The sequence below is a fragment of the Kitasatospora sp. NPDC059827 genome (assembly GCF_042731675.1).
GTDB lineage: Bacteria > Actinomycetota > Actinomycetes > Streptomycetales > Streptomycetaceae > Kitasatospora.
Map to the genome: position 1 here is coordinate 192,407 of NZ_JBHWIV010000004.1, position 24,340 is coordinate 216,746.

A 24,340-nucleotide genomic window follows, 5' to 3' on the forward strand; every position below is an offset into this window, starting at 1 on the left:
ATCCGGGGTCAGGACGTCCGGTGGGGGTGGAAGCCGTGGCCGCTCTTGCGGCCGAGGAGGCCGGCCTCGACCATCCGGGAGAGCAGCGGCGGCGGGGCGTAGAGGGGCTCCTTGTACTCGTCGTACAGGGAGCGGGCGATGGCCTCGACGGTGTCCAGGCCGATCAGGTCGGCGAGGGCGAGCGGGCCCATCGGGTGGGCGCAGCCGTGGACCATGCCGGCGTCGATGTCCTCCGGGGTGGCGTGGCCGGCCTCGGCCATCCGGATCGCGGACAGCAGATAGGGCACCAGCAGGGCGTTGACGACGAAGCCGGCCCGGTCGCGGGAGTGGACGACGTGCTTGCCGAGGGCGCCCCGGGCGAAGGCCTCGACCCGGTGCAGGGCGGCGCGGTCGGTGTGCAGCGAGGAGACCAGTTCGACCAGCGGCATCACCGGCGCCGGGTTGAAGAAGTGCAGGCCGAGGACGTGCGAGGCGCGGCCGGTGGCGATGCCGAGGCGGGTGACCGGGATGGACGAGGTGTTGGTGGCGAGGATCGCCCCGTCGTCGACGAGGACCTTGTCGAGGGTGGTGAGCACCTCGGTCTTGGCGTGCTCGTCCTCGACGACGGCCTCGACGACGAGCTGGCGGTCCGCCAGCGCCGCCGGGTCGTCGGCGAACAGCAGGTGCGCCCGGGCGGACTCGCGCTCGGCCGGGTCGATCCGGCCGCGGTCGACGGCGCGGTGCAGGGAGCGGTCGATGCGGCCGCGGGCGGCCCGGAGCGCGGCCCGGTCCTTCTCGCAGACGACGGTGTCCAGGCCGGCGCGGGCGAAGACCTCGGCGATGCCCGCGCCCATCTGTCCGGCGCCGACGACGGCGACGCGGCGGATCTCGTTCGTTCGGGTCTCGTTCGTCGGGAGCTCGGTCGTTCGGATGTCGTTCATGGTGCGGTGCCTCCGTGGTGGTGTGGCTCAGGCCGTGGCGCGCACGCGGACCAGGTGGCGGGCGTAGGCCTCGGTGGTGAGGAAGGCGGGGAGTTCGTCGCCGAGGGAGGTCTCGGTGAGGACCCGTACGGCGGCGTCGAGGAGCTCGGGGTCGACGCCCTCGGCGAGGAGGGTGGCGCGCTCGCGGTCGATCAGCCGGCGCACCAGGTCCGGGGTGGCGAGCGAGCCGCCGGTGAGCCGGGTGCAGTGGTGCTGCCACTGCCAGATCTGGCAGCGGGCGATCTCGGCGGTGGCGACGTCCTCCATCAGGCCGAACACGGCGACGGCGCCGGTGCCGCCGAGCCAGGCGGTGAGGTAGCGCAGGGCGACGGCGACGTTGGCGCGCAGCCCCTGGTCGGTGGGCAGGCCGGCGGACAGCCGGTGCACGCCCAGCAGGTCGTCGGCGGTGACCTCGACGTCCGCGCGGGTGCGGTCGAGCTGGTGCGGGAACGCGCCGAGGACGGCGTCGAAGGCGGTGCGGCAGGCGTCCACCAGGCCGGGGTGGGCGACCCAGGAGCCGTCGAAGCCGTCCCCGGCCTCCCGCTCCTTGTCGGCCCGCACCTTGGTCAGGGCGACGGCGTTGGCGGCCGGGTCGCGCTGGGGGATCGCGGCGGCCATCCCGCCGATGGCGTGGGCGCCGCGCCGGTGGCAGGTGCGTACGAGGAGGTCGGTGTAGGCGCGCAGGAAGGGCTGGGTCATGGTGAGGGTGGCGCGGTCCGGCAGGACGTAACGCGGGCCGTGCTGGGCGAAGTTCTTGATCAGGCTGAACAGGTAGTCCCAGCGGCCCGCGTTCAACCCGGCGGCGTGGTCGCGCAGTTCGTAGAGGATCTCGTCCATCTCGAAGGCGGCGGTGATGGTCTCGATCAGCACGGTGGCGCGGACCGTCCCGTACGGGATGCCCAACTCGGCCTGGGCGGCGGTGAAGACGTCGTTCCACAGCCGGGCTTCGAGGTGGTTCTCCAGCTTGGGCAGGTAGAAGTACGGGCCGCTGCCGCGCTCGATCTGGCGTCGGCCGCAGTGGAAGAGGTAGAGGCCGAAGTCGACCAGGGCGCCGACGGCCGGGCGGCCGTCGATCAGCAGGTGGGCCTCGTCCAGGTGCCAGCCGCGCGGGCGGACCACGATGGTGGCCGGGTCGGTCCCGACGGAGTAGTGCTTGCCGTCCGGGGTGGTCTCCTCGATCCGGCGCTCGACCGCGTCGGCCAGGTTCAGCTGGCCGGTGACCAGGTTGTGCCAGGTGGGGGAGGTGGCGTCCTCGAAGTCCGCGAGCCACACCTTCGCGCCGGAGTTGAGGGCGTTGACGGCCATCCGGCGCTCGGGCGGGCCGGTGATCTCCACCCGGCGGTCGGTGAGGCCGGGGCCGGCGCCGGCCACCCGCCAGCTGGGGTCCGCGCGGACGGCGGCGGTCTCCGGGCGGAAGTCCAGGGTGCCGCCGGACGCCAACTCGGCGGCGCGGCGCGCGCGTTCGGCGAGCAGCTCGGTGCGGCGGGCGGCGAACCCGTCGTGCAGCCGGGCGAGGAAGGCGAGGGCCTCGGGGGTGAGGACCTCCTCGAAGCGGTCCTCGGGCTCTCCGAGGACCTCGACGCGACGGGACTGGCTCATCCGGTTCTCCAGGGAAGCAGGCGGGGGCGGGTCAGGTAGGGGCGGGTCAGGCGGGGACGGGTGGGGCCCGGGGCCGCGTCCCTCAACGCGGCCCCGGGCGGGTGGGCGGCACGGAGCTCCCTCGCTCCGCCGTACGCGCCGCCGGGGTGGCACGCTCCGGTGGGTGGACGACCGAATCCACCGGGCGGGCGGGGATCGGAGGATCAGTGGAACTGCTCAGCCTCGGTGGAGCCGGTCAGCGCCAGGGTCTCGGCTTCGGGGTTGAGCGCGGTGGAGACCTGGTCGAAGTAGCCGGTGCCGACCTCGCGCTGGTGCTTCACGGCCGTGTAGCCGTCCGGCACGGCCGCGAACTCGGCCTCCTGGAGGTCTACGTAGGCCGTCATGCCGTGCTCGGCGTAGCCGCGGGCCAGCTGGAACATCGAGTGGTTGAGGGCGTGGAAGCCGGCCAGCGTGATGAACTGGAAGCGGTAGCCCATCGCACCCAACTCCCGCTGGAACTTGGCGATCCGGTCGTCGTCCAGGGCGGCCTTCCAGTTGAAGGAAGGCGAGCAGTTGTAGGCCAGCATCTTGTCCGGGTACTCGGCCTTGAGCGCCTCGGCGAACTCCCGGGCCTGGGCGAGGTCCGGGGTGCCGGTCTCCACCCAGATGAGGTCCGCGTACGGGGCGAAGGCCAGGCTGCGGGAGATCACCGGCGCCATGCCGGGCTCGACCCGGTAGAAGCCCTCGGCGGTGCGCTCGCCGGTGCAGAAGCGGGCGTCGCGCTCGTCCACGTCGGTGGTGAGCAGGTTGGCGGCCAGCGCGTCGGTGCGGGCGACGATCAGGGTCGGCACGTCGGCGACGTCGGCGGCCAGGCGGGCCGCGTTGAGGGTGCGGACGTGCTGGGCGGTGGGGACGAGCACCTTGCCGCCGAGGTGGCCGCACTTCTTCTCGGAGGCCAGCTGGTCCTCGTAGTGGATGCCCGCGGCGCCGGCCGCGATCATGGCCTTGGTGAGCTCGAAGGCGTTCAGCGGGCCGCCGAAGCCCGCCTCGGCGTCGGCGACGATCGGCACCAGCCAGTCCGGGCCGCCGTCGGTGCCCTCGGCGGCGTCGATCCCGTCGGCGCGCAGCAGCGCGTTGTTGATCCGACGCACCACCTGGGGAACGGAGTTGGCGGGGTAGAGGCTCTGGTCCGGGTAGGTCTGGCCGGCCTGGTTGGCGTCGGCCGCGACCTGCCAGCCGGACAGGTAGATCGCCTGCAGCCCGGCCTTGACCATCTGGACGGCCTGACCGCCGGTCAGCGCGCCCAGGGCGTGCACGTAGTCCTGCTCGTGGAGCTGCTTCCACAGGCGCTCGGCGCCGCGGCGGGCCAGGGTGTGCTCCTCGCGCACCGTACCGGACAGCCGGACGACGTCGGCCGCGCCGTACGTGCGCTCGATGCCGGCCCAGCGGGGGTCGGACGCCCACCGGGCGGCCAGCTCCGCCGCCTGCTGCTCCTGCTGCTGCCGAACCGACTGGGTCATGGTGATCGACTCCCGGGGATGATATGCGAAGGACGTTGCGAAGGATGTGAGCGACCTCTCACGAGGTGGTGAGAGGGCGGCCGGGTGGCGCCGGGCAGCGGTGGAACACCGCGGGACGTGGTCACCCGGACGGCAGGTCAGGGCAGTTGACCTGCCCGTTCGCCGCCGTTCTGGGCGCCTCCCGGCCGCAGCACCGACTCTGGCAGCCGGCGCGGCCGCCGTCACCGGTGGAGCCGTGCCAAGTTCCGCGAAGCCCGTCCGGCGAATCCGCGAAGCTTGCGAAGGCCTGCCCGGAGGCGTTGCGGCTAGGCTGCGCCGCACCGGCCCGACCCGACGGCCGGACACGGAGGTGCGGGACGATGGGGAAGGCCTTCGCCGGGGCCAGGCTGCGCCGGCTCCGGGAGGAACGCGGACTGAGCCAGGCCGCCACGGCGCGGATGATCGACCTCTCGCCCAGCTACCTCAACCAGCTGGAGCACGACGCCCGCCCGCTGACCGTCGCGGTGCTGCTGCGGCTCACCGAGGCGTTCGGCGTGGAGGCCGGGTACTTCGCCCCACCGGACAGCGCCCGGCTCGCCGCCGAACTGCGCGACGGCCTCGGCGAGGAGCTCGCGGCCGGCCGGATCACCCCCGGTGACCTCGACGAGGTCGCCACCCGACTGCCCGCCGTGGCACGGCTGTTGACCGACCTCGGGCGGGGACGGCGCGCCCTGGCCGAGCAGCTCGCCGTCCTCGCGGGGGACCGGGGTCCGGCCGCCGACACCCGGACCCCGCACGAGGAGGTCCGCGAGTTCTTCTACCGCCGGCAGAACTACGTCCATGAACTCGACACGGCAGCCGAGGAGTTGGCGGGCGAGATCCGGCTGCGGCGCGGCGGGGTGCGGGCGGTGCTGGCCGAGCGGCTGGCCGACGTGCACGGCGTACGGCTCGCCTCCGGCGGGGAGCAGCTGCACCGGTACGAGCCGCGGACCCGGACCCTGCGGCTGTCGGACCGGCTGCGCCCCGGCCAGCAGGCCTTCCGGCTGGCCACCCAGCTCGGCTACCTGGAACACGACGCGCTGCTCTCCGAACTCGCTGCCCAGGACAGCCCCGAAGGCTCGGCCGCGCACTCGCTCACCCGGATCGGCCTGGCCAACTACTTCGCCGCCGCCCTCGTCCTGCCCTACGCCGCGTTCCACGCCGAGGCCGAGTCCGCCCGCTACGACATCGAGCACCTCGCCGACCACTTCGGCGTCGGCTACGAGACGGTCTGCCACCGCCTCAGCACCTGCCAGCGCCCCGGTCTGCGCGGGGTGCCGTTCTCCTTCGTCCGGGTCGACCGGGCCGGGAACGTCTCCAAGCGGCAGTCCGCCACGCCCTTCCACTTCTCCCGCACCGGCGGCACCTGCCCGCTGTGGAACGTCTACGACGCCTTCGCCGCCCCGGGCCGGGTCCACGTCCAGGTCGCCGCCATGCCGGACGGGCGCCGCTACCTGTGGACGGCCCGGGCCGTCACCCGCTCGCCCGGTGGCTGGGGCCGACCCGGCAAGACCTTCGCGATCGGCCTCGGCTGCGAACTCCGGCACGCGGGACGGCTGGTGTACTCCGCGGGCCTGGACCTGGCCGACGAGGCCGCCGCCACCCCGATCGGCCTGGGCTGCAAGGTCTGCGAACGCCCGGCCTGCGCCCAGCGCTCGGCCCCGGCGATCGGCCGCCCGCTGGCCGTCGACGAGCACACCAGCACCTTCGTCCCGTACCCGGCGTCCTCCTGAGCGGTGCCGCACGGGGCGAGGAAGCCCCCGGAGGGCCGTCGGACGAGTACAACCACCTTTCCTGCCAGCGGGTTTGGCGGTATCGATCGGAGGGCATCGCCTGCCCGGAAGCCCCGTGTGCCACGGGCGGAAGTGAGGTGGGACGGATGGCCGGCGACGAGACGCCACAGCCCTTCGCGACGTTCTGCGGCAACTGCAACTGCGGTTGCCCCCAGGTGTTCCTGGACCGGGAGGCCCCGGCGGACCGGCGGGTGAGGATCACCGACGACTTCGGTCAGCAGATCCGGATGAGCGAGGACCAGTTCCGCGACCTGGTGCGCCAGGCCAAGGAGGGACTGCTGGACCTCTCGGCGGCTTCGGCCGGCTGACCGCGATCGAACGGCCCCCGGGGGCGGCGGTCCGATGACCCGCCGCCGGTCCGGCGAAGGGCCGTGGTCGCGGCCCGGGACTCGCCGATCGGTGTCGGGGGCATGGACACCTCGCTCTACGGGAACGCGTGGCCGACCTTGCGCTGTGGCTCGACCACCACCGGCCCGTCCTGGCCCTGTGACCCGTCGCGGCCCTGTGACCGTTCGGGCCCGCGCCGCGCGGCGGTGGGTCTGGACTTACTAGGACGTCCAACTATATGGTCGACGGCAGGTCCGCGGTGTCAGGGAAGCCGGTGTGAGTCCGGCACGGTCCCGCCACTGTGACCGGGGAGTTCGTCCTCGCAGATGACGGCCACTGGCAGCCAGCCGGGAAGGCCAGGGGGCGGGCGTGGATCCGGGAGTCAGGATACCGGCCGCGGATGATCCGTGTTTTCCACGAGGATGGAGACGACACGCATGACTCCGGGCCGCTGTTCCCGCTCCGCTGCCGTGCTGCCGACCGTCGGGGCCCATCGCCCCTGACGGTTCGTCACTTAACGCCTGCCGCAAGGGCGTACGACCGTACGTCCGATGCCGCGGCGTGCTCTCTCCATTCCTCCTCTCCCCACCCGTGACGAGAGAAGGAACCGATGGTCCGCGAACTGACCCACTTCATCGGCGGCAAGCGCGTCGCCGGGACGTCCGGCCGCTACGGCGACGTCTTCGACCCCAACACCGGCCGGGTGCAGGCCCGGGTGCCGCTGGCCGACTGGGCCGAGGTCGAGGCGGTGATCGCCGACGCCGCCCAGGCCCAGCCCGCGTGGGCGGCCTGGAACCCGCAGCGGCGGGCGCGGGTGCTGCTGCGCTTCCTGCAACTGGTCGAGCAGGAGAAGGAGGAACTGGCCCGGCTGCTCTCCGCCGAGCACGGCAAGACCGTGGCCGACGCCCACGGTGACCTCCAACGCGGCCTGGAGGTGGTGGAGTTCGCCGCCGGGATCCCGCACCTGTTGAAGGGCGAGTTCACCGACAACGCCGGCACCGGCATCGACGTCTACTCGATGCGCCAGCCGCTCGGCGTGGTCGCCGGTATCACGCCGTTCAACTTCCCGGCGATGATCCCGCTGTGGAAGGCCGCGCCCGCGCTGGCCTGCGGCAACTCCTTCGTTCTCAAGCCCTCCGAGCGGGACCCGTCGGTGCCGCTGCGGCTGGCCGAGCTGTTTCTGGAGGCCGGGCTGCCGCCGGGCGTGCTCAACGTGGTCAACGGTGGCAAGGAGGCGGTGGACACCCTGCTGGAGGACGAGCGGGTGCAGGCCGTCGGCTTCGTCGGCTCCACTCCGATCGCCCAGTACGTCTATGCGACGGCGGCCGCCCACGGGAAGCGGGCGCAGTGCTTCGGTGGCGCGAAGAACCACATGATCGTGATGCCGGACGCGGACCTCGACCAGGCCGCCGACGCGCTGATCGGCGCCGGCTACGGCTCGGCGGGGGAGCGCTGCATGGCGATCTCGGTGGCCGTCCCGGTGGGGGAGGAGACCGCGGACGCGCTGGTGGCCAAGCTGGTCGAGCGGATCGCCGCGCTCAAGGTCGGCCGCTCGGACGATCCGGCGGCTGACTTCGGCCCGCTGGTCGGCGCCGACGCGCTGGAGCGGGTCCGCGGGTACCTCGACCTCGGGGTCCGGGAGGGCGCCGAACTCGTCGTCGACGGGCGGGACTTCCGGCTGGAGGGCCACGAGGGCGGTTACTTCCTCGGCGCCTCGCTGTTCGACCGGGTGACCCCGGAGATGCGCGTCCACCGGGAGGAGATCTTCGGCCCGGTGCTCACCGTGGTCCGCGCCGCCGACTACGAGGAGGCGCTGCGGCTGCCCAGCGAGCACGAGTTCGGCAACGGCGTGGCCATCTACACCCGGGACGGCGACACCGCCCGGGACTTCGCCCGCCGGGTGAACACCGGCATGGTCGGTGTCAACGTGCCGATCCCGGTGCCGATCGCCTACCACACCTTCGGCGGCTGGAAGCGCTCCGCCTTCGGCGACCTCAACCAGCACGGTCCGGACTCGATCCGCTTCTACACCCGCACCCGCACCGTCACCTCGCGCTGGCCCTCCGGGGTCAAGGAGGGCGCGAGCTTCACCATGCCGACGATGGGGTGAACGCCGTGCACACCAGTGAACTGACGGAGGATCAGGTCGCGATCGCCGAGGCCGTCGGAGCCTTCGCCGCCGAGTGCCTGGCCCCGCACGCGGTCGAGTGGGACCGGACCAAGCACTTCCCGGTGGACGTGCTGCGCAAGGCCGCCGACCTCGGCCTCGCCGGGGTCTACGTCCGGGAGGACGTCGGCGGCTCCCAACTCTCCCGGCTCGACGGCGTGGTGGCCTTCGAGGCACTGGCGGGCGGCTGCCCGTCCGTTGCCGCCTACCTGTCCATCCACAACATGGTCGGCTGGATGGTCGACCGCTACGGCAGCGAGGACCAGCGCCACCGCTGGCTGCCCGCGCTCTGCACCGCCGAGGACCTGGGCAGCTACTGCCTCACCGAACCCGGCGCCGGCTCCGACGCCGCCGCGCTCGCCACCCGGGCGGTGCGCGACGGCGACCACTGGGTGCTGGACGGCGTCAAGCAGTTCATCTCCGGCGCGGGCGCGGCCCGGGTGTACGTGGTGATGGCGCGCACCGGCGGCCCGGGCGCCGCCGGGGTGTCCGCCTTCGTGGTGGAGCGGGACGACCCCGGGCTCTCCTTCGGCCCCGACGAGCGGAAGATGGGCTGGAACGCCCAGCCCACCCGCCAGGTCGTCCTGGACGGCGTCCGGCTGCCCGCCGACCGCCTGCTCGGCGGCGAGGGCGAGGGCTTCCGGATCGCCATGGCCGGCCTGAACGGCGGCCGGCTCGGCATCGCCGCCTGCTCGCTCGGCGGTGCCCAGAGCGCCCTGGAACGCACCACCGTCCACCTCGCCGACCGGGAGGCCTTCGGCGCCCGGCTGCTGCACACCCAGGCGCTGCAGTTCCGGCTCGCCGACATGGCCACCGAGTTGGAGGCCGCCCGGGCGCTGCTCTGGCGGGCCGCCGCGGCTCTGGACCGGGGCGACCGGCGGGCACCGCAGCTGTGCGCGATGGCCAAGCGGCACGCCACCGACACCGGCTTCGAGGTGGCCAACCAGGCGCTCCAACTCCACGGCGGCTACGGCTACCTGGCCGAGTACGGCATCGAGAAGATCGTCCGCGACCTGCGGGTGCACCAGATCCTGGAAGGGACCAACGAGATCATGCGCGTCATCGTCGCCCGCGGTCTGATCGGAGCCGCCTGATGAGTGCCGAGGAGGTCCTGGTCCACCGCGAGGGCCGGGCCGGGCTGATCGTCCTCAACCGCCCCAAGGCGCTCAACGCCCTCACCCACGGCATGGTCCGGCGCATCGCGCGCGCCCTGGACGACTGGGAGCACGACCCGGCCGTGGCCACCGTGGTGATCACCGGCGCCGGCGAGCGCGGGCTCTGCGCGGGCGGCGACATCGTGGCCATCCACCGCGCCGCCTCCGGCGGGGATCAGGGCGCCGCCGAGGAGTTCTGGCGCGACGAGTACCACCTCAACGCCCGGATCGCCCGCTACCCCAAGCCCTACGTGGCCGTGATGGACGGCATCGTGATGGGCGGCGGAGTCGGCGTCTCCGCCCACGGCAGCGTCCGGATCGTCACCGAACGCACCAGGATCGCCCTGCCGGAGACCGGGATCGGCTTCGTCCCCGACGTCGGCGGCACCTACCTGCTCGCCCTCGCCCCCGGCGAACTCGGCACCCACCTGGCCCTGACGGCCGGCTCCGTCGGCGCCGCGGACGCCCTGCTCTGCGGGCTCGCCGACCACCACGTCCCCGCCGAACGCCTCCCGGCGCTGCTGGACGACCTGGCCGAACGACCCGTGCACGACGCCCTGGAACGGCACGTCGCCGCCGCGCCGCCCGGTCCGCTGGCCGGGCAGCGGGGTTGGATCGACCGCTGCTACGCGGCCGGTTCCGTCGAGGAGATCCTCGACCGGCTCGGCGACAGCGGCGAACCGGAGGCGAAGGCGGCCGCCGACCGGATCGCGGCCAACTCCCCGAGCGCCGTGAAGGCGACGCTCGCCGCCCTGCGCCGGGCCCGGGCGCTCGGCCCGCTGGAAGCGGTGCTCGACCAGGAGTACCGGATCTCCTGCGCGGCACTCGCCACCCCGGACCTCGCGGAGGGCATCCGGGCCCAGGTGATCGACAAGGACCGCTCACCGCGCTGGCACCCGGCCACCCTGGCCGAGGTCGAGGACGCCGTCGTGGCCCGCTACTTCGCCCCGCTCGGCGAGCGCGAACTCGGCCTCGCCGCCACCACACCCCTGGAGCGCTGGTGACCCTCGCGATCGGATTCGTCGGACTCGGCAACATGGGCGGCCCGATGGCCGCCAACCTGGTCAAGGCCGGTCACCGGGTGACCGGTTACGACCTCTCGGCCGCCGCCCGGGAGCGGGCGGCCGCCCACGGCGTGACGGTGGCCGGCTCGGCGGCGGAGGCCGTCACCGACGCCGAGGTGGTGCTCACCATGCTGCCGACGGGACGTCATGTCCTGGATGCCTACGAGGAGTTGACGCTCGCGGCGAGCGGGGCGCTGTTCGTGGACTGCTCCACCGTCGCGGTCGGCGACGCCCGGGTGGCCGCGGACCTCGCCCGTACGGTCGGGCACCGGGCCGTGGACGCGCCGGTCTCCGGCGGCGTCCCCGGAGCCGAGGCCGCGAGCCTGACCTTCATGGCCGGCGGGGATGAGGCCGAGTTCGCCGAGGCGGAACCGGTGCTGGCCGCGATGGGCCGCAAGGTGGTGCACTGCGGAGGCTCCGGCGCAGGGCAGGCCGCGAAGATCTGCAACAACATGATCCTCGGCGTCTCGATGATCGCGGTGAGCGAGGCCTTCGTCCTCGGCGAGCGCCTCGGCCTCAGCCACCAGGCGCTCTACGAGGTCGCCTCCACCGCCTCCGGCCAGTGCTGGGCGCTCACCACCAACTGCCCCGTCCCCGGGCCGGTGCCGACCAGCCCGGCCAACCGCGACTACGCCGCCGGGTTCGCGGCCGCCCTGATGGCCAAGGACCTGGGGCTGGCCGCCGACGCCGCCACCGCGACCGCCGCGCCGACCGAACTCGGCCGCCGGGCAGCCGAGTTGTTCGCCGACTTCGCCCGGGGCGAGGGCGGCGGTCTGGACTTCTCCGCCATCATCACCACGCTGAGGGAGCGCGTATGACGTACGGGACGATCCTGGTCGAGCGCAAGGGCCGGGTCGGGCTGATCACCCTCGACCGGCCGAAGGCGCTGAACGCGCTGAACACCCGGCTGATGAACGAAGTCGTCGCGGCGGCAACGGAGTTCGACCGGGACCCGGAGATCGGCTGCCTGCTGCTGACCGGCTCGGCGAAGGCCTTCGCGGCCGGTGCGGACATCAAGGAGATGCAGTCCCTCGACTTCGTCGACGCCTACCTCGGCGACTGGTTCGCCGCCTGGGACCGCTTCGCGGCCCTGCGCAAGCCCGTGGTCGCGGCGGTCGCGGGCTACGCGCTGGGCGGCGGCTGCGAGTTGGCGATGATGTGCGACATCCTGCTGGCCGCGGACACCGCGAAGTTCGGCCAGCCGGAGATCAAGCTCGGGGTGATCCCGGGTATCGGCGGCTCGCAGCGCCTCACCCGCGCCGTCGGCAAGGCCAAGGCGATGGACCTGTGCCTCACCGGCCGGATGATGGGCGCCGAGGAGGCCGAGCGGGCCGGCCTGGTCGCCCGGATCGTCCCGGCCGACCAGCTGCTCACCGAGGCGCTGGCCACCGCCGAGACCGTCGCGGCGATGTCCACCCCGGCGGCGGTCATGCTCAAGGAGAGCGTCAACCGCTCCTTCGAGACGGCGCTCGCCGAGGGCGTCCGCTTCGAACGCCGGCTGTTCCACTCGGTGTTCGCCGCGGCTGACCAGAAGGAGGGCATGGCCGCCTTCGCCGAGAAGCGGGCGCCGAAGTTCGAGAACCGCTGACGCCGGGGGCGGCGGGCCGAGGCCGGGGCCGGGGTCGGGTGATCGACCCGGCCCCGGCCCTTCCCCGATGGCCGCGTCCTACCTCCCGGCGCGTCGGCCGCCGAGCCGCAGGCCGCCGAACACCAGGCCGCCCACGAAGAGGACGATCCCGATCAGGAGCAGCCACAGCAGCCCCTTCACCAGGACGCCCACGAAGCCGAACACCACCGCGATGAGCAGGATGAACAGGAGCAGTGCCATGTCGTTCCCCTTCCGCTTCCTCGCCTCGTCCTCGTGCCCGCCGGTGGGCGCCGCCGTCAGCGCTCGCGCCCGAAGGCGCCCTTGACCCGGTCGGCGGCGCCGCGCACGGCGTCCTTGACGTCGTCCGCGGCCTGCTCGGCCTTCGATTCGACCTGATCGGCCTGACCCTCGCCCTTGAGCTTCTGGTCGCCGGTCACGTCCCCGGCCTTCTCCTTGGCCTTGCCGGCCAGCTCCCGCGCCTTGTTCGACAGGCTGCCCATCCGGTCCTCCCATGGTCCCTCGTTCGTCGGCGACGTGGCTCCGTCGCCGCTGTTCGTCTCCGTTTGCCCCGTAATCGCCCTTCCATGCACCGGGGCGGATCGGTGTCCGGGCGGGCCCGGGCCGCCTCGAACGCGTTCGTTACGATCGGGGGATGACCGCGAGAAGAGAGCCGATCAGCCGCCGGGAGCGCCCGGCGAAGCCCGCCCTGTCCCGTCGGTGGATCGTCGACACCGCCGTACGGGTCATGCGGGCGGAGGGGCTGGAGAAGGTCACCATGCGCCGCCTGGCCGCGGAGCTGGACACCGGCCCGGCCTCGCTGTACGTCTACCTGGCCAACACCGCCGAGCTGCACGCCGCCGTCCTGGACGCCCTGCTGGGGGAGGTCGACCTGACCGGCGGGCGCCCCGACGGCGCCGCGGCCGTCGAGGGGGACGACTGGCGCGAGCGGCTGCGTGCCGTCCTGGCCTCCTACACCGCCGTGCTCTTCGCGCACCCCCAGCTCGCCCGCTCGGCCGTCGTGGCGCGGCCCAGCGGCGAGAACTACCTGCGACTGGTGGAGTGCGTCCTCGGCCTGCTGTCCCGCAGCGGCGCCCCCCGGGAGCAGGTCGCCTGGGGCGTGGACAAGCTGCTCCAGGACGCCACCGCCACGGCCGCCGAGCACGCGACGCAGGCGCAGGACCCGGCGTCCGACGAGGCCTGGAGCGCCACCACCCGGGCCCTGCGGACGGTGGACGAGGGCACCCACCCGGCGATCCGGGCGCACATGCCCGTCCTGGTCGGCGGCTCGGCCGAGCAGCGCCTGCGCTGGGGCTTCGACGTGCTGGTCAACGGCATCACCGGGACGCCGGTCCCGGGCGCGGAGGGCTGAACCCGCTGACTCGGGGCCCGGGCGTCCGGGGTGCTGGGCGTCGACATGCCCATCGACGAACTTGTTCGGAACGAACATGTTCGTTACCGTGGAGGAGTCCGGTCAATCCTCAGGAGGCACCCATGAGCACCCACCACCCCATCGCGATCATCGGCGGCGGTCTCGGCGGTCTCACCGCCGCCCGCGTGCTGCACGTCCACGGCGTCCCGGCCGTCGTCTTCGAACTGGAGGCCTCCGCCGCCGCCCGGTCCCAGGGCGGCATGCTCGACATCCACGAGGAGACCGGTCAGCGGGCGCTGCGGGCCGCCGGCCTGTACGAGGACTTCCTGGGGCTCGTCCACGCGGGCGGCCAGGAGATGCGCCTGGTCGGCCCCGACGCCGTGGTCCGCGTCGCGGAGCAGGACGACGGCACCGGCGGCCGCCCCGAGGTCGACCGCGGCGACCTGCGCGACCTGCTGCTGGCCTCGCTGCCCGAGGACACCGTCCGCTGGGGGAGCAAGGCCACCGGCGTCCGACCGCTCGGCGACGGCCGCCACGAGGTGACCTTTGCCGACGGGTCCACCGTCACCACCGACCTCCTGATCGGCGCCGACGGCGCCTGGTCCCGGGTGCGGCCGCTGCTCTCCGACGCCGTACCCGCCTACACCGGCATCTCCTTCGCCGAGGCCGACCTGCACGACGCCGACGCCCGCCACCCGCGCAGCGCCGCCCTGATCGGCGGGGGCTTCTTCCTCGGCCTGGGCGGCGGCCGCGGCTTCCTCGCGCACCGGGAGAGCGACGGCAGCCTCCACGTCTACGCAGCCGTGCGGGCCGACGAGGGCTGGCTCGACACCGTCGACTTCACCGACCTCGCCGCCGCCCGGGCCGGCGTCCTCGACCGCTTCGACGGCTGGCACGACGACCTGCGCGCCCTGGTCGCCGACGCGGACACCCTCACCCCGCGCCGCATCCACGCCCTACCGGTCGGCCACCGCTGGGAGCCGACCCCGGGCGTGACGCTCCTCGGGGACGCGGCCCACCTGATGTCCCCGTTCGCGGGTGAGGGCGCCAACCTGGCGATGCTCGACGGCGCCGAACTCGCCGCGGCCCTGGTCGCCCACCCCGGCGACACCGCGGCCGCGCTGGCCGCCTACGAGACGGCCCTGTTCCCGTGCGCCGAGGCGTCCGCCGCGGACTCCGCCGCCAGCCTGGAGTCGATGTTCGGCGAGGACGGGCTCGACCGGATGGTCGAGTTCTTCACCTCCGCCCCCGCCCCCGCCCCCGCGGCCGAGTGACCGGCTGACCGGCGCGCCGGTGCTCCTGGCGCGTTGCGCGGCGGGGTGCGGCCGCCCGGCTGAGATGCTCGCCCGGTGGAGACCAGGGACACGGGCCGGATCGAGGCGTTCAGCGACGGGGTGTTCGCGATCGCGATCACCCTGCTGGTGCTGGAGATCAAGATCCCGCAGGCGCACGGGGCGGCGGAGCTGTGGCGGGCGCTCGGGGCGCAGTGGCCGTCCTACTTCGCGTACGTGGTGAGCTTCCTGGTGATCGGGGTGGTCTGGGTGAACCACCACACCCTGTTCGCCCACCTCGCCCGGGTCGACCGCACCCTGATGTTCCTCAACCTGCTGCTGCTCATGCTGATCTCCGTGCTGCCGTTCCCGACCGCCGTGGTCGCGCAGAACCTGCGCAACGGCTCGGCGGCGAACGTCGCGGCGGCCGTGTACGGCGCGGTGATGGTCGGTCAGGCGGTGCTGTTCTCCGCCTTCTGGAACCACGTCACGCGCACCGGCCGCTGCTTCGACGAGCAGGTGGACGTGCCGGCGGCCCGGGCCGCCCGTTGGCGGTTCGAACTGGGGCTGGTGGTCTACCCGCTCACCGTCGCGCTGGCCTTCCTCTCCGCCCCGGCCGCCCTCGCCGTCCACGGGCTGCTGGCCGTCTACTACGGGTTCAACCAGGTGCGGGTGCCGCTGCTGGCGCAGGGGGCCTGACCGGATCGCGGAAACCACGGCCGGGGGAGCGGCGGTTGTCGTAGCGTCCGGGCCATGGACCACGCCTTCGCCACCCGCTTCGCCCAGGACTGGGCCGCCGCCTGGAACTCCCACGACCTGGAGCGCATCCTCGCCCACTTCACCGAGGACGTCGTCTTCGCCTCGCCCCGGATCGTCGAGCTGATCGGCGACCCGTCCGGCGAGGTGCGCGGCAAGGAGGCCCTGCGCGTCTACTGGCGCAAGGGCCTCCAGCACCTGCCCGACCTGCACTTCACCGTCGAGGACGTCCGGGCCTCCGTGGACACCCTCGTCATCAACTACCGCAACGAGCGCGGCCGGGCCGTCGCGGAGGTGCTCACCTTCCGCGACGGCCTGGTCTGCCACGGCCTCGGCGCGTACGGGCCGGAGGCGTAGGCCCTGTCCGGCCGTCACCGCCGCCGTACCGGGCCCGTCAGACGACGGTCAGGACGATCTTGCCGGTGGTGCGGCCCTGCTCGCCGAGCTCATGGGCCTTGGCGGCCTGGTCGAGCGGGAGGACGGCCTCGACCACGGGCCGCAGTGCGCCCCGCTCGGCGAGGGCGGTGAGCTCGCGCAGGCCCAGGTGGTCGGGCTCGACCAGGACCCAGCTCGCGCTGACGCCGTCCCGCGCCGCGGGGACGTCGCCCGGGCCGGGCAGGGTGATCAGCCGGCCGCCGGGACGCAGCACCTTCATGGACCGTTCGGCGGTCTCGCCGCCGAGCCCGTCGAGCACCACGTCCACGTCGGACACGGCCTCCTCGAAGCGGACCTCGCGGTAGTCGACCACCTCGTCCGCACCCAGGTCGCGCACCAGGTCGTGCTTGCCCGCGCTGGCCGTGCCGATGACGTACGCGCCGCGCGCCTTCGCGATCTGGACCGCCAGGTGGCCGACGCCACCGGCCGCCGCGTGCACCAGCACCCGCTCGCCGGGGCGCACGTCGGCCGCGTCGACCAGGGCCTGCCAGGCGGTCAGCCCGGCCAGCGGCAGCGCCGCCGCCTCCACGTGCGACAGACCGGCCGGCTTCGGGGCGAGGTGCCGGGCCGGGGCGACGACGTACTCGGCGTAGCCGCCCGCCTGGCGCGGGAACAGCGGCATGCCGTAGACCTCGTCGCCGGGGCGGTGGTTGCTCACCCCGGGGCCGACGGCCTCCACCGTGCCGGAGACGTCCCAGCCGACCGCCGGCACCTCGCCCCACTCGATGAGCGCCCCGCTCGCCCTGGTCTTCCAGTCCACCGGGTTCACCCCGGCCGCGTGCACCTTCACCAGGACCTCGTTCATCCCCGGCTCGGGCCGCGCCAGCTCCCGCTCCACCAGCTGCTCCGGGCCGCCCCACTGCTCCACCACGACTGCACGCATGTCCGTACGCCTTGCTCTCGTCGGATCCGGTCGATCCGTTCCACTGCCGGGCCTGCCCGGCGCAACGAGGTCAACCATTCCGTGCCCGGGACCAGCGCGGGGTTGGCCGTCCGGCCACTATGTGACAGGATCTGGCCATGGCAAGGATCCGGCCGGAGGGCCCGCGGAACTGCTCGGAACCGGCGCCGATGGCGCCCGATCCGCACCGGGTCGCGGTGCTGGCCCTGCCCGGGGTCCCGCCGTTCGAGCTGGGCATCCCCTCCCGGGTGTTCGGCAGCGCGGAGGACGTCGAGGGCCGTCGGCTCTACGAGGTCACGGTCTGCACCGCCGACGGGGCGGCCGTCCTCAGTGACGCGGGCTTCACCGTGCAGCCCGCCGCCGGGCCCGAGGCCCTGGCCGCGGCGGACACCGTGGTGATCCCGCCCACCCATGCGATGCCCGAGCTGGGCACCGGCGGCCCGCTGCCGCCCGAGGTCGCCGCGGCCGTCGCCCGGATCCGCCCCGGCACCCGGCTGGTGTCGATCTGCTCCGGCTCCTACGTGCTCGCCGCGGCCGGACTGCTCGACGGCCGGCCGGCCACCACCCACTGGAACCTCGCCCCCGAGTTCCGCCGGGCCTACCCCGCGGTCAAGGTCGACGAGGAGGTGCTCTTCGTCGACGACGGCGACGTGCTCACCTCCGCCGGGGTGGCCGCGGGCGTCGACCTCTGCCTGCACCTCATCCGCCGCGACCACGGCGCGGCCACCGCCAACCGGGTCGCCCGGATGTGCGTCGTGCCGCCGTGGCGGGACGGCGGGCAGGCCCAGTACATCGACCGTCCCGTCCCCGACCCCACCATCGCGGACACCACCGCCACCCGGGCCTGGGCGCTCGCCCACCTCGACGAGCCGCTGCCGCTCACCAGGCTCGCCGAGCACGCCCGGATGAGCCTGCGGTCCTTCACCCGGCGCTTCCGCGACGAGGTCGGCATGACCCCGGTCCAGTGGCTCACCGCCCAGCGGCTCGAACTGGCCAAACAGCTCCTGGAGACCACGGACCTGCCCATCGACCTGGTCGCCCACCGGGCGGGCTTCGGCACCGCGAACTCCCTGCGCGCCCACATGCGGGCGACCTTCGGCATCTCGCCCGCCTCCTACCGCCGCACCTTCGGCACGGACGACCGGGTGGCCGCGCTCAGGTGACCGCCTCCGGCCGGTCGCGCGTGCCCGGATGGCTGGGCCCAGGTGGCCGTGCCCAGGTGGCCGGGCCCGGTCAGGGCGGCGCGGGCAGCTCCACCGTGACGCGCAGCCCGCCGCCCGGGCGCGGACCGAGGGTGAGCGTCCCGTCGTGGGCCTCGGCGATGGACCGGACGATCGCCAGGCCCAGCCCGACGCCCGCGTGGTGGTTGCGGACGCGCCCGATGCCGCGCTGGAACGGCTCGGTGAGCGTCGCGACCAGCTCCGGGGCGAGCGTCTCGCCGGTGTTCTCGACGACGAGCAGCGCGGCCCCCGGGCGGACCCGGGTGTCGACCCGTACGGTGCCGCCCGCGGGCAGGTTGTGGACGATCGCGTTGTGCACCAGGTTCACGGTCAGCTGGAGCAGCAGCGCCGGGGAACCGGCGGTGGGGGCGGCGCTGCCGGAGGTCTCCACGGTGACGCCGTGCCGTTCCGCGAGCGGCAGCAGGGTCTCGGCCGCCTCCTCCGCCAGCAGGGACAGGTCGACCGGTTCACGGGTGTAGGAGCGCTGGCCGGCCCGGCTGAGCAGGAGCAGCGCCTCGGTGAGTTCGATCGCCCGGGCGTTGACGATGTGGAGGCGGTCGATGACCACGCCGGGGTCCCGGTCGGGGTCGCTCCGGGCGACGTCGAGGAGCGCTTTGGAGGTGGCCAGCGGGGTGCGCAGCTCGTGCGAGGCGTTGGCGGCGAACCGCTGCTGCTCGCCGACGTGGGCTTCGAGCCGGTCCAGCATGGTGTCGAAGGCGTCGGCGAGCTCGCGGAACTCGTCCGCGCGGCCCGGCAGCCGGATCCGGTGGGCGAGAGATCCAGTCGAGGCCAGCCTGGTGGCAGCCGTGATGCGGCTCAGCGGGGCCAGGACCCGGCCGGCCAGGACCCACCCGCCGACCAGGCCGAACACCAGCAGGAACGCCAGCACCAGGGCGGCCCGCGGGGCGAAGACGCGCAGCAGGTTGGAGCGGACCGGGAACACCCCGCGGGTCGGGAGGTCGGTGGAGCCGGGGATGAGGAACGCCCGGTCGGGGACGTACCGCAGCAGGAACAGCCAGACCGCGGTGAGCAGCAGGACCGCGGCGACCATCAGGAACCCGGCGTAGCTGAGGGTGAGTTTCAGCCGGACGCTCGGCCCGGGCGCCCTACCCACGCGGCCCGCCGCCCTCGGGGCCGGAGCGGGAGCCGTATGCGGAGCCGGGGCCGGAGCCGGAGCCGGATCCGGGCGGCGGCGCGTCGATGCGGTAGCCGACGCCCGGCACGGTGGCGATGATCCACGGCTCGCCGAGCCGCTTGCGCAGGGCCGAGACGGTGATCCGCACGGCGTTCGTCAACGGGTCGGCGTTCTCGTCCCAGGCCCGTTCCAGCAGCTCCTCGGAGCTGACCACGCCGCCCTCCGCGGCGACCAGGACGTCGAGCACGGCGAACTGCTTCCTGGTCAGTGCGACGAACCGGCCGTCCCGGTGGACCTCGCGCCGGAACGGGTCCACCCGCAGGCCCGCGAGCTCCCGTACCGGCGGCCTGCTGTGGCCGCGCCTGCGGTCCAGGGCCCGGAGCCGGAGGGCGAGTTCGCGCAGCTCGAAGGGCTTGGTGAGGTAGTCGTCGGCGCCCAGTTCGAACCCGGAGGCCTTGTCGTCGAGCCGGTCGGCCGCGGTGAGCATCAGGATCGGCTGGCCGCTGCCGGAGGCGACGATGCGCCGGGCGATCTCGTCCCCGGAGGTCCCGGGGACGTCCCGGTCGAGGACGGCGATGTCGTAGGCGTTGACGGCGAGCAACTCCAGCGCGGTGTCCCCGTCCCCCGCGATGTCGGCCGCGATCGCCTCCAGCCGCAGACCGTCCCGGATGGCCTCGGCCAGGTAGAGCTCGTCCTCGACGATCAGCACTCGCATCCCCCGATGCTACGAGCCGGCGCCTATCGTCCGCGTATCGGAAAACGCATACGCCGGGGCAACGGACCGTTGCGTTGACTGGCGGCATGAACCACGAGCAGGGCAGGACGAGAACGGCCGCGCACGACCGTGCGGAGCGGACGACGGAGCCGACCGCAGGACCGGGGGAGCCCGGCGCCCGGCGCGCGGCGCCGCTCCGGGTGCTCCGGGTGCTCCGCGCCACCGCCCGGCCGGAGCCCTGGAAGCGGGGGCCGGTCCTCACCGCGCTGGCGCTGCTGCTCGGCCTGCTCCTGCTGCTGCACGCGCAGGTCCCGAACGCCGGGTGGCACCTCGGCAGCCTGGTGGAGAACCTCCTGCCGTGGTTCGGCCTGTTCGTCCCGCTGCTGCTGGCCGCCGCGTTGTGGCGGCGCTCCGCCGCCGCCGTGCTGGCGCTGTTGCTGCCGGTCGCGACGTGGCTGAACCTCTTCGGCGGCCTGCTCACCGACAAGTCCCGCCCGGGCGGCGACCTCACCGTGGCCGAGCAGAACGTGAACGCCGACAACCCGGACCCGGACGCCACCGCACGCCACCTGGCCGGCTCCGGCGCGGACCTGCTGGCCCTGGTGGAGCTCACCCCGCAGGCGGCGGGAGCGTACGAGCGGGGGCTGGCGGCGGCGTACCCGTACCACGTGGTGCTGGGCACCGTCGGCCTCTGGAGCAGGCTGCCGCTGGGCGAGGCCGAGCCGATCGACGTGATGAACTACGGGCCGCTGGCGGAGCGCGCGCCGGCCGCCCGCGACCTGGCTGAGAACCGGGCGCTGCGCACCACGGTGACCACCGCCCGGGGGCCGCTGACGGTCTACGTCGCGCATCTGGGGTCCGTCCGAGTGACTCCCGCCACCGGCTTCTGGACGGCCTCCCGCGACATCGGCGTGCAGGCCCTCGGCCGCTCCCTCGCCGCCGACCGGAGCGAGCGGGTGCTGCTGCTCGGCGACCTGAACGGCACCCTGGACGACCGCGCGCTCGCCGGCCTCACCGCCGGGATGCGCTCGGCCCAGGACACGGCCGGGGACGGCTTCGGATTCACCTACCCGGCCTCCTTCCCGATGGTGCGGATCGACCAGATCCTGCTCCGCGGTGTGACGGTGACCTACTCCCGGGTTCTGCCGGACGACGGCAGCGACCACCTGCCGGTGGCGGCCGGCGTCCGGTGGTGAACCGCCCGCCCCGGTCGGGGCGGGCGGGAGTCCGAACTGCGGTCGGATCAGGCCGACTTGGTGATGGTGTAGACGACGTAGACGCCGCACTGGGCGCCGGAGCCCTGCCGGCTGACGACCCAGCCGGCCGGAATCGTGGAGGGCCCGCAGACCTGCATGCTGGTCTGGTCGGTGACCTTGACGATGGTGTACGTCCCGTAGGTGCCGCAGAGCGAGGAGTTGCTCTGGATCGCGGTGATCACCCAGCCCGCCGGGACGGCGGACTGCGCGCAGTCCTGGAGGGTGGTCTGGGTGGTGACCTTGAGCAGCGAGTACAGCGGGTAGTTGCCGCAGCCCACGCCGTTCTGGGTCGAGGTGATCACCCAGCCGGTGGGCACGGGCGAGTTGCCGCAGGCCTGGATGCTGCTCTGGTTCGACAACTGGACGATGGTGTACGTCCCGTAGGTGCCGCAGGCGGCGGAGGTGGTCTGGATGGCGGTGATCACCCAGCCGCTGGGGAGGGCGGACTGTCCGCAGTCCTGGAGGGTGGTCTGGGTGGTGACCTTGAGCAGCGAGTACAGCGGGTAGTTGCCGCAGCCCGCGCCGTTCTGCATCGCGGTGATCACCCACCCCGTGGGCACGGGCCAGTTCCCGCAGGCCTGGACACTGGTCCGGTCGCCCAGCGGGACCAGGGTGTACGTGCTGTAGGTGCCGCAGGCCGGGGAGACGGTCTGGATGGCGGTGATCACCCAGCCCGGCGGGATCGGGGACTGTCCGCAGTCCTGGAGGACGGTCTGGGTGGTGACCTTGAGCAGCGAGTACAGCGGGTAGCTCCCGCAGGTCCCGGCGCCGCTCTGCATCGCGGTGATCACCCAGCCGCTCGGCACCGGCCCGTTCGAGCAGGCCTGGACGGAGGTCAGGGCCGAGGCGTCGGCGATGGTGAACAGCCCGTAGCCGCTGCACCCGGACCACTGCTCACTGACGATCACCCAGCCGGTGGGCACCGGGGTGTAGCCGCAGATCGTCGTCGTGCCGGCGGCCTGCGAGGCCTGCGAGGCCTGCGAGGCCTGCGAGGCCTGCAAGGTCTGCGAGGTCTGCGAGGCCTGTACGGTCCGGGCAGGCTGGGCCGCCTGTGCGGCCGGGGCGACCGCGAGGGTCAGGCCGCCCAGGATCAGCGCCGCCACCGTGAGCCAGCGGGACAGGGACCGTATCGGTCCGAGCAGTCGCATCCGTCGTTCTCCTGATCGTTCGGGCCGGTTGGCGCCTGAGAGCTTGGCAGGCCCGGGCACGCGTGACCAGACCCTCGGCGGCCCGGAGCTTCCGCTGCTGTGCCGCAGCCCGCCGCCGGACGGGTGGATTCCGTGGGGGACAGCGCGCGGCGGCGGCCTGGGGCGCGTGCCGACGTTCACACTCCCGCCGTACGGCGGACGGCGGCACCGACGGACCTGGTGCCGCGCCGCCTTGACGAGGGAGGACCCCGATGGATCGTCACGGCGCAGCCCGCCACGCTGCCGGCCACCCAGCCGGCCTCGCAGCCCGCCGCACCGCCCACGGCCCCGGCCGGGCCGTGGGCGCACCGGCGCTGGCGGCCCTGCTGCTGAGCGGCCCGCTGCTCGCCGGGTGCACCTCGGCGGCCGCCACCGACCCCGAGGCCGCGCCCACGCAGTCCCCCTCCGCCGCGCCCTCCTCCGCCCCGGCCACCGCGCCGCCCGCCCAGCCGGCGCCGCAGCTGACGGACCAGCAGGTGAACTCCGCCGTGGGCCGGATCGACGGCTACGTGCAGGACGCCATGGCGAAGACCGGCGTCCCCGGGGTGGCGGTCGCCGTGGTGTACCAGGACAAGGTGATCCACGCGAAGGGCTTCGGCGTCCGGCAGCTCGGCAAGCCCGACCAGGTGGACCCGGACACCGTGTTCCAGCTGGCCTCGGTCTCCAAGCCGATCTCCTCGACGGTGGTCGCCGGGGCGGTCGGCCAGAAGGTCGCCACCTGGGACGACCCGGTCACCTCCCACGACCCGGGCTTCGCGCTGGCCGACCCGTACGTGACGGACCACGTGACGATCGCCGACCTGTTCTCGCACCGCAGCGGCCTGCCCGACCACGCCGGTGACCTGCTGGAGGACCTCGGCTACCAGCGCGACTACATCGTCCAGCACCTGCGCGACCAGCCGCTCAGCCCGTTCCGGGCGACCTACGCCTACACCAACTACGGCCTGACCGAGGCGGCGGTGGCCGTCGCCAAGGCCAAAGGGGTGGCCTGGGAGGACCTCGCGGCGGACGTCCTCTACAAGCCGCTGGGGATGGGCTCCACCAGCTCGCGGCGCTCCGACTACGACGCCGCGGGCAACAAGGCGGCGCCGCACGTGAAGACGGACGGCGGCTGGCAGGTCAGCACCACCGAGAACGCCGACTCGCAGTCCCCGGCCGGCGGGGTGAGCTCCACCGTGCAGGACCTCGCCCGCTGGATGCGGTTGCAGCTCGCCGACGGGAAGTTCGAGGGCCGGGCGGTGATCGACCCGGCGGCCCTGAACGAGACCCGCACCCCGCACTACGTCAACAGCCCGCCGAGGGCGCCGGCCGCCACGGCGGGCTTCTACGGCCTGGGCTGGAACGTGAACACCGACGCCGAAGGGCGGTTGCGGCTGAACCACTCCGGCGGCTTCGAGCTGGGCGCGGCGACCACGGTGACCCTGCTGCCCTCCGAGCAGCTGGGGATCGTGGTGCTGACCAACGGCCAGCCGACCGGCGTCCCGGAGGCGGTCGCCGAGGAGTTCTTCGACCTCGCCCAGAACGGTCACGAGACGGTTGACTGGCTGTCCTTCCTCGGGAAGGTGGTCCCCGCCGCCGCGGCGAGCCCCGTCTCGAAGACCGACTACACCAAGCCCCCGGCCGGCGCCGCCCCGGCCAAGCCGAACTCCGCCTACACCGGGACGTACGGCAGCGGCTACTACGGGCCGCTGACCGTCGGTGAGCAGGACGGCGGGCTGGTGATGACGGTGGGGCCCGCCGGGCTGCGGTACCCGCTGACGCACTTCGACGGCGACGTGTTCAGCTTCGCCAGCAAGGGCGAGAACGCGGTCGGCCTGTCCGGGGTGACCTTCACGGTCGGCGGCGACGGGCGGGCCGCCAAGGTGGTCGTCGAGCAGCTGGACGTGGACGGCCTCGGGACCTTCACCCGTTCCTGACACCCGCTTCT

23 protein-coding genes and 1 riboswitch are annotated in these 24,340 nt (G+C 73.7%); of the genes, 14 read left to right on the plus strand and 9 right to left on the minus strand.

Features of this window, described 5'->3' with window-relative positions; genetic code table 11:
• Window positions 1-8: 8 nt before the first annotated feature.
• The 3 genes from ACFV8H_RS04445 to aceA all read right to left on the minus strand — a co-directional run bounded on the left by ACFV8H_RS04445 (window position 9) and on the right by aceA (window position 4,057).
• The gene (locus ACFV8H_RS04445) at window positions 9-920 is read right to left on the minus strand and encodes a 3-hydroxybutyryl-CoA dehydrogenase (RefSeq protein ID WP_380396468.1); all 912 of its coding nucleotides are present in this window, start codon (window positions 918-920) and stop codon (window positions 9-11) included.
• 27 nt (window positions 921-947) lie between these two features.
• Window positions 948-2,558 carry a malate synthase A gene (gene aceB / locus ACFV8H_RS04450; protein WP_380396469.1) on the minus strand — a complete coding sequence of 537 codons (1,611 nt, stop codon included), beginning with the start codon at window positions 2,556-2,558 and terminating at the stop codon, window positions 948-950.
• Between the two features lie 203 nt (window positions 2,559-2,761).
• Window positions 2,762-4,057 (minus strand): isocitrate lyase, encoded by a 1,296-nt coding sequence (gene aceA, locus ACFV8H_RS04455; RefSeq protein ID WP_380396470.1) that lies wholly within the window; start codon window positions 4,055-4,057, stop codon window positions 2,762-2,764.
• A gap of 359 nt (window positions 4,058-4,416) precedes the next feature.
• On the opposite strand from aceA, the gene ACFV8H_RS04460 reads away from it, so the two are divergent.
• The 7 genes from ACFV8H_RS04460 (at window position 4,417) to ACFV8H_RS04490 (ending at window position 12,168) form a co-directional block, all read left to right on the plus strand.
• Complete coding sequence (locus ACFV8H_RS04460; RefSeq protein ID WP_380396471.1) at window positions 4,417-5,808, plus strand: short-chain fatty acyl-CoA regulator family protein; 1,392 nt, start codon at window positions 4,417-4,419, stop codon at window positions 5,806-5,808.
• Window positions 5,809-5,954: 146 nt separating this feature from the next.
• Window positions 5,955-6,176, plus strand: a complete 222-nt coding sequence (locus ACFV8H_RS04465) for a hypothetical protein (RefSeq protein ID WP_380396472.1) — start codon at window positions 5,955-5,957, stop codon at window positions 6,174-6,176.
• Window positions 6,177-6,417: 241 nt separating this feature from the next.
• Window positions 6,418-6,609, plus strand: a riboswitch (cobalamin riboswitch).
• Between the two features lie 196 nt (window positions 6,610-6,805).
• The gene (locus ACFV8H_RS04470) at window positions 6,806-8,305 is read left to right on the plus strand and encodes a CoA-acylating methylmalonate-semialdehyde dehydrogenase (protein ID WP_380396473.1); all 1,500 of its coding nucleotides are present in this window, start codon (window positions 6,806-6,808) and stop codon (window positions 8,303-8,305) included.
• Window positions 8,306-8,310: 5 nt separating this feature from the next.
• On the plus strand, window positions 8,311-9,456 hold the full coding sequence (locus ACFV8H_RS04475; protein WP_380396474.1) for an acyl-CoA dehydrogenase family protein: 1,146 nt from the start codon (window positions 8,311-8,313) through the stop codon (window positions 9,454-9,456).
• Window positions 9,456-10,520, plus strand: coding sequence for an enoyl-CoA hydratase/isomerase family protein (locus tag ACFV8H_RS04480; protein WP_380396475.1), 1,065 nt, complete (start codon window positions 9,456-9,458; stop codon window positions 10,518-10,520). Before ACFV8H_RS04475 ends, ACFV8H_RS04480 begins: the two co-directional genes overlap by 1 nt.
• Entirely contained in the window at window positions 10,517-11,398 is an 882-nt protein-coding gene (mmsB, locus tag ACFV8H_RS04485) for a 3-hydroxyisobutyrate dehydrogenase (protein WP_380396476.1), read from the plus strand. Before ACFV8H_RS04480 ends, mmsB begins: the two co-directional genes overlap by 4 nt.
• Complete coding sequence (locus ACFV8H_RS04490; RefSeq protein WP_380396477.1) at window positions 11,395-12,168, plus strand: enoyl-CoA hydratase; 774 nt, start codon at window positions 11,395-11,397, stop codon at window positions 12,166-12,168. Before mmsB ends, ACFV8H_RS04490 begins: the two co-directional genes overlap by 4 nt.
• A 78-nt stretch (window positions 12,169-12,246) precedes the next feature.
• Here the strand turns inward: ACFV8H_RS04490 and ACFV8H_RS04495 are convergent, their stop codons facing one another.
• Window positions 12,247-12,408 carry a hypothetical protein gene (locus tag ACFV8H_RS04495; RefSeq protein WP_380396478.1) on the minus strand — a complete coding sequence of 54 codons (162 nt, stop codon included), beginning with the start codon at window positions 12,406-12,408 and terminating at the stop codon, window positions 12,247-12,249.
• A 56-nt stretch (window positions 12,409-12,464) separates the two neighbouring features.
• Complete coding sequence (locus ACFV8H_RS04500) at window positions 12,465-12,668, minus strand: CsbD family protein (protein WP_380396479.1); 204 nt, start codon at window positions 12,666-12,668, stop codon at window positions 12,465-12,467.
• Between the two features lie 152 nt (window positions 12,669-12,820).
• On the opposite strand from ACFV8H_RS04500, the gene ACFV8H_RS04505 reads away from it, so the two are divergent.
• From ACFV8H_RS04505 to ACFV8H_RS04520, 4 genes are all read left to right on the plus strand, one after another.
• Window positions 12,821-13,537 carry a TetR/AcrR family transcriptional regulator gene (locus ACFV8H_RS04505; RefSeq protein ID WP_380396480.1) on the plus strand — a complete coding sequence of 239 codons (717 nt, stop codon included), beginning with the start codon at window positions 12,821-12,823 and terminating at the stop codon, window positions 13,535-13,537.
• Between the two features lie 122 nt (window positions 13,538-13,659).
• Window positions 13,660-14,811: an FAD-dependent oxidoreductase gene (locus ACFV8H_RS04510; protein WP_380396481.1), complete on the plus strand. Its 1,152-nt coding sequence runs from the start codon at window positions 13,660-13,662 to the stop codon at window positions 14,809-14,811.
• 75 nt (window positions 14,812-14,886) lie between these two features.
• Entirely contained in the window at window positions 14,887-15,507 is a 621-nt protein-coding gene (locus ACFV8H_RS04515) for a TMEM175 family protein (protein ID WP_380396482.1), read from the plus strand.
• A 54-nt stretch (window positions 15,508-15,561) separates the two neighbouring features.
• A complete protein-coding gene (locus ACFV8H_RS04520; RefSeq protein WP_380396483.1) occupies window positions 15,562-15,921 on the plus strand; it encodes a nuclear transport factor 2 family protein in 360 nt (119 codons plus the stop codon).
• Between the two features lie 37 nt (window positions 15,922-15,958).
• Here ACFV8H_RS04520 and ACFV8H_RS04525 read toward each other — a convergent pair whose 3' ends face one another.
• A complete protein-coding gene (locus tag ACFV8H_RS04525) occupies window positions 15,959-16,882 on the minus strand; it encodes an NADP-dependent oxidoreductase (protein WP_380396484.1) in 924 nt (307 codons plus the stop codon).
• A gap of 137 nt (window positions 16,883-17,019) precedes the next feature.
• On the opposite strand from ACFV8H_RS04525, the gene ACFV8H_RS04530 reads away from it, so the two are divergent.
• A complete protein-coding gene (locus ACFV8H_RS04530; protein ID WP_380396485.1) occupies window positions 17,020-18,063 on the plus strand; it encodes a GlxA family transcriptional regulator in 1,044 nt (347 codons plus the stop codon).
• Window positions 18,064-18,133: 70 nt separating this feature from the next.
• Here ACFV8H_RS04530 and ACFV8H_RS04535 read toward each other — a convergent pair whose 3' ends face one another.
• Both ACFV8H_RS04535 and ACFV8H_RS04540 read right to left on the minus strand, forming a co-directional pair.
• The gene (locus ACFV8H_RS04535; protein ID WP_380396486.1) at window positions 18,134-19,234 is read right to left on the minus strand and encodes a sensor histidine kinase; all 1,101 of its coding nucleotides are present in this window, start codon (window positions 19,232-19,234) and stop codon (window positions 18,134-18,136) included.
• Window positions 19,227-19,970: a response regulator transcription factor gene (locus ACFV8H_RS04540; protein WP_380396487.1), complete on the minus strand. Its 744-nt coding sequence runs from the start codon at window positions 19,968-19,970 to the stop codon at window positions 19,227-19,229. The genes ACFV8H_RS04535 and ACFV8H_RS04540 overlap by 8 nt, the downstream gene beginning before the upstream one ends.
• 86 nt (window positions 19,971-20,056) lie before the next feature.
• Between ACFV8H_RS04540 and ACFV8H_RS04545 the strand changes: the two genes are divergently transcribed.
• Entirely contained in the window at window positions 20,057-21,166 is a 1,110-nt protein-coding gene (locus tag ACFV8H_RS04545) for an endonuclease/exonuclease/phosphatase family protein (RefSeq protein WP_380396488.1), read from the plus strand.
• Between the two features lie 47 nt (window positions 21,167-21,213).
• On the opposite strand, the gene ACFV8H_RS04550 is transcribed toward ACFV8H_RS04545, so the two are convergent.
• Window positions 21,214-22,374, minus strand: a complete 1,161-nt coding sequence (locus ACFV8H_RS04550) for a hypothetical protein (protein WP_380396489.1) — start codon at window positions 22,372-22,374, stop codon at window positions 21,214-21,216.
• A gap of 251 nt (window positions 22,375-22,625) precedes the next feature.
• Between ACFV8H_RS04550 and ACFV8H_RS04555 the strand changes: the two genes are divergently transcribed.
• Entirely contained in the window at window positions 22,626-24,329 is a 1,704-nt protein-coding gene (locus ACFV8H_RS04555) for a serine hydrolase (protein ID WP_380396490.1), read from the plus strand.
• Window positions 24,330-24,340 lie beyond the last annotated feature (11 nt).

Bases quoted from the DNA above. Each gene is read 5' to 3' on its own strand.
- ACFV8H_RS04445 (WP_380396468.1), bottom strand. From the start codon at position 920: ATGAACGACATCCGAACGACCGAGCTCCCGACGAACGAGACCCGAACG.
- aceB (WP_380396469.1), bottom strand. From the start codon at position 2,558: ATGAGCCAGTCCCGTCGCGTCGAGGTCCTCGGAGAGCCCGAGGACCGC.
- ACFV8H_RS04540 (WP_380396487.1), bottom strand. From the start codon at position 19,970: ATGCGAGTGCTGATCGTCGAGGACGAGCTCTACCTGGCCGAGGCCATC.
- ACFV8H_RS04520 (WP_380396483.1), top strand. From the start codon at position 15,562: ATGGACCACGCCTTCGCCACCCGCTTCGCCCAGGACTGGGCCGCCGCC.
- ACFV8H_RS04550 (WP_380396489.1), bottom strand. From the start codon at position 22,374: ATGCGACTGCTCGGACCGATACGGTCCCTGTCCCGCTGGCTCACGGTG.
- ACFV8H_RS04510 (WP_380396481.1), top strand. From the start codon at position 13,660: ATGAGCACCCACCACCCCATCGCGATCATCGGCGGCGGTCTCGGCGGT.
- ACFV8H_RS04555 (WP_380396490.1), top strand. From the start codon at position 22,626: ATGGATCGTCACGGCGCAGCCCGCCACGCTGCCGGCCACCCAGCCGGC.
- ACFV8H_RS04480 (WP_380396475.1), top strand. From the start codon at position 9,456: ATGAGTGCCGAGGAGGTCCTGGTCCACCGCGAGGGCCGGGCCGGGCTG.
- ACFV8H_RS04525 (WP_380396484.1), bottom strand. From the start codon at position 16,882: ATGCGTGCAGTCGTGGTGGAGCAGTGGGGCGGCCCGGAGCAGCTGGTG.
- ACFV8H_RS04530 (WP_380396485.1), top strand. From the start codon at position 17,020: ATGGCAAGGATCCGGCCGGAGGGCCCGCGGAACTGCTCGGAACCGGCG.
- aceA (WP_380396470.1), bottom strand. From the start codon at position 4,057: ATGACCCAGTCGGTTCGGCAGCAGCAGGAGCAGCAGGCGGCGGAGCTG.
- ACFV8H_RS04500 (WP_380396479.1), bottom strand. From the start codon at position 12,668: ATGGGCAGCCTGTCGAACAAGGCGCGGGAGCTGGCCGGCAAGGCCAAG.
- ACFV8H_RS04460 (WP_380396471.1), top strand. From the start codon at position 4,417: ATGGGGAAGGCCTTCGCCGGGGCCAGGCTGCGCCGGCTCCGGGAGGAA.
- ACFV8H_RS04505 (WP_380396480.1), top strand. From the start codon at position 12,821: ATGACCGCGAGAAGAGAGCCGATCAGCCGCCGGGAGCGCCCGGCGAAG.
- ACFV8H_RS04495 (WP_380396478.1), bottom strand. From the start codon at position 12,408: ATGGCACTGCTCCTGTTCATCCTGCTCATCGCGGTGGTGTTCGGCTTC.
- ACFV8H_RS04490 (WP_380396477.1), top strand. From the start codon at position 11,395: ATGACGTACGGGACGATCCTGGTCGAGCGCAAGGGCCGGGTCGGGCTG.
- ACFV8H_RS04465 (WP_380396472.1), top strand. From the start codon at position 5,955: ATGGCCGGCGACGAGACGCCACAGCCCTTCGCGACGTTCTGCGGCAAC.
- ACFV8H_RS04545 (WP_380396488.1), top strand. From the start codon at position 20,057: ATGAACCACGAGCAGGGCAGGACGAGAACGGCCGCGCACGACCGTGCG.
- ACFV8H_RS04470 (WP_380396473.1), top strand. From the start codon at position 6,806: ATGGTCCGCGAACTGACCCACTTCATCGGCGGCAAGCGCGTCGCCGGG.